The 306-nt window shown below is 46.7% G+C and carries 1 protein-coding gene; it reads left to right on the forward strand.

Translation table 11 applies throughout. From position 1 onward, the window contains the following. A partial coding sequence (locus tag AB4185_RS21880; protein WP_372135935.1) for a VCBS domain-containing protein occupies nt 1-306 on the forward strand: 306 nt, incomplete at both ends.

Raw genomic sequence — 306 nt, forward strand, 5'->3', positions numbered from 1 at the left:
AAAGTCGAAGAAACCTTTACCGTCACTTCCGTTGATGGCACCCCTTCGACCATTAAAGTCACGATTAACGGTACTAACGATGCAGCGACAGTCAGTACCGCAACAGTCAGTGTGGATGAAACGGACAGCGCTATAACAACTTCTGGAACCCTCACCAGTACTGACGTGGATAACCCAGACAACACGTTTACGCCGGATTCTATTTCAGGCACCAACGGTGACCTGACTATTGATGCCAATGGTCATTGGTTCTTCACCGCTAACAGCGCATTTAATCAATTAAACATCGGCGATAAAGTCGAAGAA

This window comes from Vibrio sp. 10N.286.48.F5 (assembly GCF_041469785.1).
Lineage (GTDB): Bacteria > Pseudomonadota > Gammaproteobacteria > Enterobacterales > Vibrionaceae > Vibrio > Vibrio crassostreae_C.